The sequence below is a fragment of the Archangium sp. genome, from assembly GCF_036388035.1.
Taxonomy (GTDB): Bacteria; Myxococcota; Myxococcia; order Myxococcales; family Myxococcaceae; genus Archangium.
The window spans coordinates 1-12,275 of record NZ_DASVSO010000771.1; the positions used below are offsets into that span (position 1 = coordinate 1).

The 12,275-nt window shown below is 67.2% G+C and carries 11 protein-coding genes and 1 pseudogene; 6 read left to right on the forward strand and 6 right to left on the reverse strand.

From position 1 onward, the window contains the following. Positions 1–297 (reverse strand): annotated as a pseudogene (locus VF697_RS31690) (hypothetical protein); the annotation flags it as partial. Between the two features lie 120 nt (positions 298–417). On the opposite strand from VF697_RS31690, the gene VF697_RS31695 reads away from it, so the two are divergent. The 5 genes from VF697_RS31695 (at position 418) to VF697_RS31715 (ending at position 5,525) form a co-directional block, all read left to right on the forward strand. After that, positions 418–630, forward strand: a complete 213-nt coding sequence (locus VF697_RS31695) for a hypothetical protein (RefSeq protein WP_331100821.1) — start codon at positions 418–420, stop codon at positions 628–630. A 288-nt stretch (positions 631–918) separates the two neighbouring features. Continuing rightward, complete coding sequence (locus VF697_RS31700; RefSeq protein WP_331100823.1) at positions 919–1,551, forward strand: DUF4349 domain-containing protein; 633 nt, start codon at positions 919–921, stop codon at positions 1,549–1,551. Positions 1,552–2,052: 501 nt separating this feature from the next. Continuing rightward, positions 2,053–4,056, forward strand: a complete 2,004-nt coding sequence (locus VF697_RS31705; RefSeq protein WP_331100825.1) for an ATP-binding protein — start codon at positions 2,053–2,055, stop codon at positions 4,054–4,056. Between the two features lie 422 nt (positions 4,057–4,478). Continuing rightward, a complete protein-coding gene (locus VF697_RS31710; protein ID WP_331100827.1) occupies positions 4,479–5,030 on the forward strand; it encodes a hypothetical protein in 552 nt (183 codons plus the stop codon). Between the two features lie 123 nt (positions 5,031–5,153). Then, on the forward strand, positions 5,154–5,525 hold the full coding sequence (locus tag VF697_RS31715; RefSeq protein WP_331100828.1) for a helix-turn-helix transcriptional regulator: 372 nt from the start codon (positions 5,154–5,156) through the stop codon (positions 5,523–5,525). A 135-nt stretch (positions 5,526–5,660) separates the two neighbouring features. On the opposite strand, the gene VF697_RS31720 is transcribed toward VF697_RS31715, so the two are convergent. The 4 genes from VF697_RS31720 to VF697_RS31735 form a co-directional block, all read right to left on the reverse strand. Next, positions 5,661–7,589 carry an ATP-binding protein gene (locus tag VF697_RS31720; protein WP_331100829.1) on the reverse strand — a complete coding sequence of 643 codons (1,929 nt, stop codon included), beginning with the start codon at positions 7,587–7,589 and terminating at the stop codon, positions 5,661–5,663. Between the two features lie 195 nt (positions 7,590–7,784). Continuing rightward, complete coding sequence (locus VF697_RS31725) at positions 7,785–8,177, reverse strand: hypothetical protein (protein WP_331100831.1); 393 nt, start codon at positions 8,175–8,177, stop codon at positions 7,785–7,787. 120 nt (positions 8,178–8,297) lie between these two features. Then, a complete protein-coding gene (locus tag VF697_RS31730) occupies positions 8,298–8,684 on the reverse strand; it encodes a helix-turn-helix transcriptional regulator (RefSeq protein ID WP_331100832.1) in 387 nt (128 codons plus the stop codon). 2 nt (positions 8,685–8,686) lie between these two features. Then, positions 8,687–9,850 carry a serine/threonine-protein kinase gene (locus tag VF697_RS31735; protein ID WP_331100834.1) on the reverse strand — a complete coding sequence of 388 codons (1,164 nt, stop codon included), beginning with the start codon at positions 9,848–9,850 and terminating at the stop codon, positions 8,687–8,689. 334 nt (positions 9,851–10,184) lie between these two features. Here VF697_RS31735 and VF697_RS31740 point away from each other — a divergent pair, with 334 nt between their 5' ends. After that, positions 10,185–10,676: a hypothetical protein gene (locus VF697_RS31740; protein WP_331100836.1), complete on the forward strand. Its 492-nt coding sequence runs from the start codon at positions 10,185–10,187 to the stop codon at positions 10,674–10,676. Between the two features lie 508 nt (positions 10,677–11,184). Here the strand turns inward: VF697_RS31740 and VF697_RS31745 are convergent. After that, on the reverse strand, positions 11,185–12,114 hold the full coding sequence (locus tag VF697_RS31745) for a DUF2381 family protein (protein ID WP_331100838.1): 930 nt from the start codon (positions 12,112–12,114) through the stop codon (positions 11,185–11,187). Positions 12,115–12,275: the final 161 nt, after the last annotated feature.

The window sequence follows — 12,275 nt, forward strand, 5'->3', positions numbered from 1 at the left end:
GGTGCCCGGGACATCATCGTCCTCGTCGAGGGTGGACGGGAAGGCCACCGTGTACGCGGCCATCGGCTCGATGAGCAGCGAGAGGCTGTCCCGGCGGCCCCGGTAGAAGGGGACCTGCCAGTTCAGCCGCACCTGGGGTGCGACGGCCCCGCCCCGGATGGAGGTGCCCACCATGGCCCCGCGCGGCAGCCACGCGGGGCTGGAAGACTCCGGCGGGGGCGGAGCAGGCCTCTGGGCCCGCGCGGCCGGGGACAGACATAGAGTGAACAGGAGACACGGGACGAGAAGACGATTCATGACGCTTCCTTACCTCGCCTCCGGCCGACGCTTGTCAAGCGCTTGTCAACGAACTGTTCCGTTGGCTATAGCACGCTCCTCCCTCGCTGTACGTGAGGGCTCCAAGGAGTCATCCCCCACATGCCCAGTGCGTCAGTGCGTACAGGCAACAACAAGAAGCGCCCCCTGCGGACGGACACGCTGGTCCGCAAGGCGGAAGCAGCCGCCACCGGGCTGCTGGACCAGAGCGAGCGCGTGCTGGTCGTCTACGACGAGGGAGGGGCCACCCTCTACTATGAGTCGGACGACGCGGAGGACGGCATAGGCCGCCACAAGCTGCCTCGAGCCTCCTAGCTGTCAGCGCCGCGTCCGCGGTGCGCCTCCCGGAGCCCTGGACCGTACGTCTCCGGAACCTTCGACCCAGCCGGTGTCGCCCCCGAGCCCCCCGCTCGGATCCGCCGAGAAGCGCCGCCACGGGGAGCGGCGCACGGCACTTGCCTCCTCGAAGCTCCGGACCCGGCCGCCCAGGCCTCGTTCGCCGAGGATCCCCGCTCCACCTCTAGAGAAGAGCCCGCGCTCCCTGGAACCCGGCCCGCGCCGAGAGCGTCCCAGGGCGCGCTTCGTCGAGTCGAAAGGAATCCCGTGCGCCTCCCCTTCCTGATCCTGCTGCTCGTGCTCCCGGCCTGCGCCACCCGCATGGCTCCTTCGCCCGGCATGTCCCAGGAGGCCCCCGGCTCGGGGCAGGCGCTGAAGGACCGCTCCCTCATCACGACGGTGTCGGTCCGGCTGGAGCGTCCCGCGCCGGACCAGGGGCCCGCGGAGGCGGTGGCCCTGGCGAAGGCGCACGGGGGCTACGCCCAGCTCGTCACGGACGCCTCGGCGACGGTGCGCATCCCGGCGGGACAGCTCGACACGTTCCTGGAGAAGGTGCCGGGCCTGGGCACCGTGGCCGAGCGTCGGGTGTCGGCCGAGGACGTGACGGAGGCGCACCAGGACCTGAGAGTGCGGCTGGAGACGCTGGAGCGGGCGAGGCAGCGCTACCTGCAGCTCCTGGACAGGGCGGCGACGGTGTCCGAGGCGGTGCTGGTGGAGAAGGAGTTGGAGCGGGTGACGGCGGAGTACGAGTCGCTCCAGGCGCGGCTGGAGGCGCTGGAGGGAGCGGTGGCGCTGGCCACCGTGCAGCTCGACTTCGAGCGGCCCGTGAGACCGGGCCCCGTGGGGTGGATCTTCTACGGGCTGGCCAAGGGCGTGAAGTGGCTCTTCATCTGGGACTAGGGCGGCGCGGGCCGGTGTTCCTCTCCCCGGAGAGCCCGAGGAGCTGGCTTCGCACCTGGAAGCCGGTCCCGGCGGTCGCCTGCTGGGAGGCCGGCCTCACTTCGGCTCACCTATCCTCTTGCAGCGGGGCGCCGGTCCCGCTCCGAGAGGGCGCACTTTTTGGCCAGGTAGCTCACCTGGTTAGAGCGGCGGTCTCATAATTCCGGTACTGCCCCTCACCTGCTGAACCCCTGGCCATAACCCCCTATTCTGACTGACCGTGGCTGTTCGCTGGCGTTCACTCGCCACCGGCCGGGTCCGTACAGAATCCGTACAGCGCTCCGTCACGCGAACCACGCGGTCACGGGGAACCTGCCCCTGCCGGGTAGAAGGCGCCCCATTGTCGGGCATGCCCGCTGGGCGTCAGACTCCTTCGGGCCGGTGTAGGGTCCCGTGGGGTTCAGCCGCTGCGGCAGCTAGGCTCATGCTGGCGACACTCACCGCACCACCGGGAGGAGGCAGATGAAGAAGCTGACGGTTCAAGTCCAGGCAGACCACCTGGAGCGGATGCTTAATATCCGGAGGCCCATCGTCGCGCTCGCGGAACTGGCCTGGAACTCGCTGGATGCGGACGCCACCACGGTCGTGTTGAACCTGAAGGAGAACGGCCTGGGCGGGCTGGAGCGCATCCGCGTCGAGGACGACGGGCACGGCATCGACTATGAGGAAGCCCTTCGCGTCTTCCAGAACCTGGGCGGCTCGTGGAAGAGGAACCAGCGGCGCTCCCGGAGTGGCAACCGCATCCTGCACGGGCAGGCCGGAGAGGGACGCTTCCGTGCGTTCGCCCTGGGGCGCACGGTCACGTGGGAGAGCTGCTTCAAGGCAGCGGACGGCAAGCTCCGCATCTTCAGCCTCTCTGCGAGGAAGGAAGACCTGAAGTCCTTCTCGGTCTCCGACCCCGTCGAGGCGCCACAGGGACGACAGGCGGGCACGACCGTCACCATCACGGACATCGACAGGAACCTGCCGGGTCTTCAGTCCGGGAAGGCCGTTGAGGAGTTCTCCGAACTTTTCGCACTGTACCTGCGCAACTATCCGAATATCCGGCTCGTCTTCAATGGGAAGAACATCGAGCCGTTGAGCCTCGCCTCGCGCGTCGAAAGTAACGCGCTGCCCCCCCTGACGCTGGACGATGGCCGCCAGATCAGGGCCGAGTTGGAGATCATCGAATGGTGGGCGCCGATGGAACGAGCGCTAGTGCTGTGTGACGCCCACGGGTTTGCACTCTCGCGCCAGCCGCCGGGGATCCAGGCCCCCGGCTTCAACTTCACGGCCTACCTCAAGTCGGACTACGTGCGGGAGCTGGAGGTCAACCAGGCACTTCACCTGGAAGAGCTGCATCCGGGGCTGCGCCAGCTCATCGACTCAGCCAAGCAGTCGATGCGCGACTACTTCCGCAAGCGCAGCGCTGAGAAGGCAGTAAGCGTGGTGGAGGAGTGGAAGAAGCAGAAGGTCTACCCCTACGAGGGCCAGCCCAAGAACGTCATCGAGCAGAGTGAGCGCCAAGTCTTCGACGTGTGCGCGCTCAACATCCACGACTACTTGCCGGACTTCGAGAAATCGGACCCGCTCAGCAAGCGGCTGTCACTCCGACTCCTGCGGCAGGCCATCGAGGAGAGCCCCGAGGACGTGCAGCGGATTCTTCGGGACGTCCTCGATCTGCCCAGGGAGAAGCAGACGGAGCTGGCCGAGCTGCTCGACAAGACGACCCTCTCCTCCATCATTAACGCGGCCAAACTCGTCGCTGACCGGCTCGAATTCCTGAAGGGCCTGGAGCTGCTGCTCTACGACACCCGCGAGGAGCTTCGGGAAGTGGACCAGCTCCACCGCATGCTCGCCGAGCAGACCTGGGTCTTCGGTGAGGAGTTCAACCTGTCCGTGGATGACGAGTCGCTCACCACGGTGCTTCGCAGGCACCTGGAACTCACGGGCCGCAGGGACGAGGTGGTGCTGGCGCCGGTGCTCCAGCCGGACGGGCGAAGAGGCCGGGTGGACCTCATGTTCTCGCGCCGAATCCCTCAACAGCGTGCCGAGGAGCGAGAGCACCTCATCGTGGAGCTGAAACGCCCCAGCCAATCCATCGACCTCACGGTGGCCGCTCAGATTCAGAGGTACGCGCAGGCCGTGGCGAAGGACGAGCGGTTCCGTGACACCACCACGCGGTGGGTCTTCTGGGCCATCTCGAACGATGTGGATGAGATGGTCCGCAGTATGAGCCGGCAGCGCTCCCGCGCCCGCGGCATCTTCTACGAGGACGAGCATCTTCCCATACGCGTCTGGGTGAAGTCATGGGGAGAACTCCTGGAAGATTGCCGGGGTCGCCTCACCTTCTTCCAGGACCAGTTGAAGTATTCCGCCGACCGCGACACGGCCCTGGACTACCTCCGGCGCACCCACGCGAAGTACCTGCCCACCAGCCTCCATGAACCGGCTGCGAGCAGCAGCGTCGGCAGCCCACCTACTTAGAGCTGTCCGACCTCTGCGGCTGCGTGAAGCAAGCCGCCAGCGCCCTGATAAGTGGAGATACGAAACGCATGATCCCCACCTGCCCGCCCCGGCTTCCCACCGAACTCCGCGAACCCCTCCTTGCCTTCGCGTCCGCCTGGGCAGCGAACCCGCTACGTCCGCGCGTACAGCCGGAGGTGGCGCACGCGTGGGACGCACTGCTCCACGAGTGGATCCATACCCCCGCCCTCCCGCTCTTCGTTCGAAAGGACTCCGCGCGCCGGGGTCCGGCCCCGACGCACCCATCAGGTCGCACACTTGTCCCGTGTGACAACAGTCCCGCCGTCTGGGCGTTCACCCTGGCGCTGGAGGGTAACTGCCCCACCCTTGCGGAGGTCGCCGCCCTCGCGGCGAACGGCGAGATCCCTGTGGAGTTCACGAGATTGGGGCGGTTCGAGGCTTTCTACAAGGCGGGATGGAAGCTGGCGCACGTGGATGGCGTGGGGCTGCGAACGCGCACCCCGTTGGAGGCGGTCCCGCTCGACACGCTGAAGGAGCACTTGCGGCGGCTCCTCTCGCCCTCTAACCACTTTGCAGTTCCCAAGGTGTGGGCCGGGCTGGGGGAGATCCCCGAGGTTATTGAGGTGATTCACACCTGCGACGCGCAGGCCCGCGAAGACACGCCACGGCCCGCCGCGCCCGCGCCGCAGGTTGTCCCCCTGATGTCGGCTCCCGGGCCGACTCAGCCCCGTCGAGTCGCAGCGCTTCGCGCCAACAGCTACCGAGCCACCCGCCTCCTCTTCAGGGCCGAAGTGATTGATGGACTGGCCGATGACCAGTCGTTCCGCATCGAAACGCCGGACGGCACCTACGAGATGACTCGGGCGGAGTTCCTCCGCACCTTCGCCAACGTCGCCGCTTCCAACACCTACCGCAGTACCGGCCAGTACAGCTACAGCACGACTCCGGCGAAGGCGCGCCGTTTCCTGGTCTGACGCGCACCGCCCTGCTGCGCACCGTCGGCGCGTGTCCTAATCGAATCTAGGGACACTCGCTTGCCGCCCCCCCCCAGCCAGTTGCTCATCGCGGCGCGCTTCCCATTACGGTAGACCCACGGCATGGACGAGAAGCTGCAACGCCTGCTGGGTGATGCCGCTCGGGCTGCTCGCCTGCGGCTCGGGCTCACCCAGGCGGAGGTGGCCAAGAAGGTAGGCTTGAAGTCCGGAGTCTACGGCCGGGTCGAGCGCGGGATGATGACGCCCAGCGTGCCCACGCTACGGCGCATGTGCGAGACCCTGGGCATCTCCTCGGACGTGCTCCTGTCCCTGGGAGCCCAGGCCCGCGTGGAGACGGCACCAGTTCCTCCGCCCGTGGCCGGTGAGCACCCGGAACTGAGCCGCATCATCCACATCTTGCAGGTGTGGTCGCCGGATAGGTTGGCTCTCTTGCGTAAGCTGCTGGAGGTTGCCGACTCCAACCCCGCAGAGTGAGTGGGCTGGAGTTCAAAGCCTCATCCGGTCAGCCGCCAGTGTCGGTCCCACCCGCCCGGAGGAGTTCTCTGTCGAAGGTGAGGGCCCGGTGGAGGGCACCAGGCCGCAGTTCGCTTCAGATGGGCGATTCGCGCATCAGTGTTCGGGAGGGGCAATCCCCAGACGCACGCGCAGGGCCTCGGCCTCGCGCCGACCACAGTGGCGCTCAGCGTCCTTCAGGAAGCGCCGGACCGCCTTCTCCCCCACCGAGCGAGGTCCCTCGTCGAGCGCACGTGCCACTACGTCCGCGGATACCTGGATGACGATGTCCTTGACCGCCCGCTTCGGCGTACCGGGAGGGAGCGCTTCGCGTGCACACCGCCGGAAGGCCTCGTTGACGGCCACTTCCAGGTCCGCTCCGCAGAACAGGCTCCTCTCGGCCCGTTGAGCCTCGAAGAGGGGGACGAGTACACGGCGCAGCTCATCGACGCTTGGGGTCCGCACCTCGACGGCATCCGGTCCACGCCGGCCCTCGAACTGCCCCAGGTAGTAGCGCATGATAGCCACTGACTCCTCCAGGTCAGGAGGGGGCACGGGCACGAAGAGGCCGAAGCGACCGCTCCGGGTGACGGCATCGTCCAGCGAGCCCACGTAGTTGGTCGTAGCGACGATGAGCCGCCCCTTCCGGCTCGTCCGGTCGAGCTGAACGAGCAACTCGTTCACGTCGGCCTTCTCGTCGCTGTGCATCTGGCTCGTCTGGCGGGAGCGGGCCACCGCATCGAACTCGTCGATGACGAGCATCCTGTTTTCCCGCTCCAGCACCCAGTCGAACTGCTCGCGGATCATCATCTGGCCCCAGCCGATGTAGCGGCCCCGGAGGTCCGCTGGACCCAGCAGCCGGACATCCTGCTCCAGCTCGCCCGCGATGGCTCGGGCCAGTCGCGACTTGCCGCAGCCGGGAGGACCGAAGAAGAGGATGCCGGAGGCGCGGGAGAGGCCCACCACCTGCTTGCGGTACTCCTCCACCCACAGGATTCGCTCCCGGATGGTCTTCACGACGGAGGTGTAGCCCGCGATGTCCGCGAGCTTCAGCGGAATCTCGACGACCTTCTCCTCCGACTCAATGGCGGAAGAGGAACGAGCGGCCTCCTTCGGATCCTCCACCTCCGAGGTGATGTCCTCGAGAGAGGCGGGCTGGAGGACGGCGAAGCGTCCGCTCGAGGCCGGGAGCAGCACCTGTCCCTGCGTACCCAGGTGGTGCGCAATGTCCGCCAGGAAGGGGCCCGCCCAGAGGAGGGCCTCGCTCGGAACGACGAGGGAGAAGTGCTCGTCCTTCAGGCGAGAGAAGACCTTCTGCTGGCTGAAGACCTCCATGGGACCACTGCCGACGAGCGTCTCCACCTCGAAGAGTCCCTCCCCCTCCACCTTGAGATCCACCCGGCTCACCTTGCCCGGGTGCCCGTCCTCGTCGGAGTCGTTCACCTGGTGGTGCTCGAAGGACAAGCGAGCCTTGGGGTTGCGGCGCTTCACCCATTGGGCGAGCTGCGCCTTGAGGGCAATGGCCTGGCCGCTCTCGTTGCTCCCCTTGAGCTTCCCCAGCTTCTCGCGGGCGAGCAGCTCCCCGACTGTCCCCACCGTCTGCGCGTCCACCTGCGCCGTGGCCTCCCGGCTCCAGAGGAGCAACTTGAGCGGGGAGAGTTCCTGGCTGGCCACGTCATCCGCCAGCTCCGGTGAGCCGCCCACGGTGAGCAGCAGGTGGCGGACAGGGGCACCGCTCCTCACCGCCGCCGCCCCGTCGAACTCGAAGAGGGGACCGGGCCAGGTGGCCTTCAGCCGCTCGAAGTCCACGGGGGACTCGGACTCCTTGCGCAGGATGACGAGGTTGAGCCGCCGGGAGCGATCATCGAGCTGGGGACCCTCCGCCGAGAGGATCCCCGGCTGGAGGTAGGCCTGGAGCAGGGTCGCGGGCCCCCTGACCACGTCGGGTGCGCCCCCCTCGCCGTAGGGACGGCGCAGGAAGTCCTGGGCGGACCGAAACGCCCAGGAGACGAGACCCTCCCAGGTAGCGGGCAGCCACCGCTCCATGGTGGGGTCGTCCGGAAGATAGAGCAACGCGAGGATGGGGGCGCGGCCCGTGAGCGCCCGGAGGAATGAGACCTGCCGACGCTCCGGCAGTCCCAACGCCGCAGGCCAGAAGGTCTCGGGGAGACTGGCCGTGGGCGTGAGCGCCTCCGGGGCTTCCTCTTCGCCCTCGTTGGGCTCCAGGTCTCCCTGGCTGGCCTAGCGCAGGAGGAGCTCGAAGGTATCGTTGCGGTGCCAGTTGACCGTGGCAGGGTCCACCGTGAGCCCCGCGCGCTGGAGCTGCTGCACCACCTTGTCGAGGGAGGCGCCGTGCATCTTCGCCTTCGTCTCGTAGCCGAACGCGCTCACCAGCTCGGCCAGGGTGGACCTGCCGGCGATGCTCAGGGAGTTGCTGATCTTCGTACCGTTCCGCTTCGCCTCGAAGATGAGTTCGGCGAGCGGGCGCACATCGCCGCGATTGGCACGCGCCTGTCTGTTGTCCCAGTCGGGCACTCGCACCGTCAGGAGGTTGCCGCTCCGCCGCTCGACGATGCCCACCGGACGGCCGCTCTCATTTACCAGGACAACGCTGTCCCCGAGCTTGACTCGCATGGTTCCCCTCCAACCTGCTTGGTGAGGGGCCACCCTAGCGAACTTCTCCTGGGCGGTGGCGAATGGAATTCCCGGCGCCAACCTCCAAGAGTGATCGGGCCGGAGGCGGGGGCTTCCTCGCTACGAGTGCTGCGCGATGGTGCGCACCATGCCGCTAATGGCGGCGAGCTGGTCATCCCCCAACTGGCGAAGGGTGCGAACCAGGCGGCGCAAGCGAGGTGGGTCCTCCGAGCCAGGGTCGGCTTCCTTGAGCCATTCCGCCCCGTCGCGGGCATCGAGTCCCAAGGCCGCGTTGGCGTCCACCCGCAACGCCAAGCAGAGCTTCCGCAGGTTGGGGACGCTGGGCGTCAGGTTGCCTCGCTCCATCCGCCCGTACACCTCGGTGGCCACGCCCACGCGGTCGGCCACGTCCGCCTGGGTCCACTGGGTCTTGAGCCGGGCCTCTCGCAGGGCCGTGCCCAGGTGGACGGTCAGCTTCTTCTTCGTCAGGTGGTCGCTCCTCTTCATGGTCACTCACTCCGGTCCTTCGTCTCTTCCTCGGTGGCTTCCTCCTCGGGGGTGGGCAGGACCCCCTTCTCGATGGGGAAGGCGCGCGTCTCCTGGGGGGCGGGCTTCTCGCGGAGGAGGGTTCCCAGCTCCACCGCCGCCTCGGAGAGCCCGAACGACTTGCCCTGGCTGCTGAGCCACGCGCGCAGCTCGTCCCGCATCTCACCGGCGGTCTGGTAGCGGTCATCGGGGTGGGCGTGCAGGGCCTTGTGGAGGATGCACTTGAGCGGCTCGGCCACCTGGGCGGCTACCCGCTCCACGTCATCCGGGCCGAAGCTCAGGATACGGTTGGCCAGTTCCCCCGCGCTCGTCCAGGTGGGGCGCTCGGGGCGGACGCGGGCGTTGTACCGGTTCACCTCCGAGGACCCGCTGAACGGCACGTTCACGTCTGGCGGATCCAGCGGGTACTGGCCCGACAGCATTTCCAGCAGCACCATGCCCAGCGAGTAGAGGTCCGCCCGCCCATCCGGCTTCTGGCGGCGCATCACCTCGGGGGCAGCGTAGGCCAGCTCCGCACGTAGCACCTTGGAGGGCGTGTCCAACCGGCCGACCATCCGGGAGTACGCCACGCCGAAGTCGGTGAGCGTCACCCGACCGCTGAGTTCCAACCGGATGCTCGTAGGGCTCACGGCCCGGTGGACGAGGTGGAGCGGTTGGCCATCCTCGCCCTGGCTGGTCCAGGCGTAGTGGAGCGCGTCGGCCACCTCGGCGGCGATGTAGACGGCATGTGCTGGTGCGAGCGTCCTGCCCAGCAGCAGCGCCGTCTCCATGGCCGTCGCCAGGAAGATGCCCGGGGAATGCTCCAGCACCACGTAGGGCGTGCCCTCGTGCTCCTCCAGCCCATACACCTCGGCGATACCCGGGTGGTGCAGCCGAGTGGCGAGCCGCACTTCCTCCACGGCGCGCTGGCGGCGCTCGTCCTCGGGCGGCATCTGTACCCGCTTGAGGATGACGCGGCACGGTACGCCCTCTCCCTTCACGGGGGTGCGCTGGGCGATGGCCATAGGGTCCGGCGAGTCCAGCAGCGGGGAGACGAAGGTGTAGCGGTATGTGGGTCCCTCGAAGAGAAGACCGTCCGGACCCGTGGGGTAGATGGGGAAACGGTCGTTGGTCGATGGATCGTTCACGAGGGTCCTCTCTGAACCTTTTAGGTTCTCACGTGGTAATATGGGTTCCTTTCAGGTAACACGGATGACCCCCTGAAAAAAGTCCCGGGCAACCGCGCAAGTCGGTAGCTTGCCTCAACCTATTGGAGTGGGTAGCTAACGCGTGAGGAGTGTGCCCCAGCGCAATCCCAAGGAGTTCTCAAGTCCTACGCCTCACCTGAAACCCGGCTGATCGGCCAGTAGACGGTTGGACGTGTTGATAACCCCACGCGACGAGGAATTATGGCATTACCTGGATTGATGGTCTTTGCGACTTAGTCCAGAGATCGCATGACAACCCACCGTGGGAGGGCTCATGCGCTTCTTGGGACCTGGTAGGGCGGACAACTTGTCCACTCCGTTCATGGCGGTCGCCTTCGCCGTGGTGTTGGCCTCGGGGTGTGCCTCTACAGAGGCTTACAGGTACGGCTCGGGGTCATTCGCCTTGAACAGTGCGGAGTGCAACCAGACGGACAGCACCGTCACCTGTTGCCTCAAGCAGCACCCCGGCCAGTACGAACTGTGCGGTGCGACGCCCCCAGCGCGGTCGGAACCCATCAACGTTGGCCCGCCCGGGCTCCGATCCCTGGAAGACGGAGAGAAGGAAGAGGCTCGGGATGACAACGAAGAGAGTCAAGAGGACAGGGAGAGGAGGTGTGCCGATTACTACGCCCGCTGCATCGAGGAGATCGGAAAGAAGCCGGGTAGCTTGTATGGCACCACCCAGTGTCGAGACTGCTTCGTCTACTGCTCGCGACACGGCTTCTGGCCCGAGCGCATGAACAAGAAGAAGTGTCCAGGAGCCTGAGCCATGAAACCCCCCCGCGAGTTCTTCTGGCAGCGAGTCGCCATGGAGTTCGACAAGCTCAGCGTGGCCCTACTCCAGAATGTGTCGGCCTCCTTCGCGGAGGGAAGCCGGGAGTATATGGCTCTCCAGAAGAGGCTGCTGCGCGAGGCGGGATCGGAGTGGGAGCGTCGGCACATCAGACGGTTGGTTGCGCATCACATCTTGAGCTTCGCGCACTTCCGGGCGCGCACCTGGGTGGAGTACCACAGGGCGCTGCTCCGCGTGCGGCGGCTCGGGTATCCGAGTTTGGAATACCGGATGCACGCTGCCTGCGAAACCTTGGAGTGGGCGGCCGACCGTGACCCCACCAAGGCCCCGTTGGGCTGGGCGATGGTGGAGGATGCTGAACGTCGACTCCGACGCATGCGCCGGGGGAACCAGGTGCGGAAGCAGGCCCTGGCCGCCATCGCCAGCGTCAAGCAGCGTGTCACCCGGAAGGGGCTCACGCCCCCTACGCCTCCCGGCACGTCTAGGGGAATGTCACGCCGTCGAGGGTCACGCCCGCAGCTCCGCCTTGTTCGCCCCACAGCTTGAGCGCGAAGGTGCCTCGGGCCTCGCTCTCCGCCGCGTTCATCTCCACGGTAATGCTCTGGAACTTCCCCGGCGGGATGGCCTCCAGGGGCCACACCGTCAGCCCCGTCAGCGCCTCGCGCTTGGAGCCCACCAGGGCCGCCCCCGTAGGCGTCCAGGGCACCGTTCCCGTGTTGAGCAACTCCACCTTCACGGCCACTCGTCCTCGCCCCTTGGGTCCGACGGCCCGGTAGCTGATGACCCTCCGCATGACAAGCGAGTCTCCCGGACGCTGGGTGACGTTGAGGGTAATCACGTTGGCGACGATGTCCTTGTCGTAGAGCCACCCATTCTCGATGAGGCCCGTAAGTCCCACCTGCCCACCGCACTCGGCCTGGAGACGTGCCTTCTCTTCCCGGCACTGCTGGACCTCCGCACGCGCCTGCTGCTCGCCCTGCCGGAGGGAGGCCAGCGTGCGCTCGTGGCGCGATACCTCCACCTGGCGCTCCGCCTGGGACGGGTGGACCACCAGCACGAAGGTGGCGCTCATCGGGGCCGCGCCGTCCTGAAAGTAGACCGTCACCGGCACGCGCTCTCCGTCGTGCAGCGCCTCCGAGGCCACGAGCGTCAGGGTGTCGTCCATCACCTTCACGCGGCGGAACCGCTCCCGCCCCTCCACGTCCACGCGCGCCAGCTTCGCGTTGAAGAACAGGTTGAGGGACAGTTCCGGACGGATGCACACCTCCGGCGGCTTGCTGGGGGCTTCCGCCGCCAACTCGATGTAGCGCGTGCCCACCTCGCAAGTGGGCAGTGGCATCCGCTCGGCGGCGTTCACGGGTGCGGCGAGCAGGGCCAGCCCGAGCAGGGCGGTGGCGGACAAGGCGAACACGGAGCTGGAACCTCCACGAAGAAAGCGAAGAGACCGGAGACGTGGGCCCTAACACACCTTCTTCCCCGGTCGTGCGCGAGCTGCCCCCAGCATCCAGCCCGCCAGGCCCTCGGATGGCGCTACTGGAAGCGGTTCACCGTCGTCACGTCCACGAAGGGGTT